The 220-nt window shown below is 77.3% G+C and carries 1 protein-coding gene; it reads left to right on the forward strand.

Translation table 11 applies throughout. The features are described 5' to 3' along the window. On the forward strand, positions 1–220 hold a 220-nt coding region (locus tag HO151_RS05285), incomplete at both ends, for a hypothetical protein (protein WP_173894940.1).

A 220-nucleotide genomic window follows, 5' to 3' on the forward strand; every position in this document is an offset into this window, starting at 1 on the left:
CCTGGCCACCACCCGCACCGCCTTCGAGCACCGCGCCGCCGTCGTCGGCGGCGACCGGGACACCCTGCTCGCCGGGCTCGACGCCCTCGTCGACGGCCGCACCGGCCCCGGCACCGCATGGGGCACCGCGGCCCGGGACCACCGCACGGTGTTCGTCTTCCCGGGACAGGGCTCGCAGTGGCCGGGCATGGCGGAGGAACTCCTCGCCTCCTCACCGGTG

The sequence above is a fragment of the Streptomyces sp. 8P21H-1 genome (assembly GCF_013302945.1).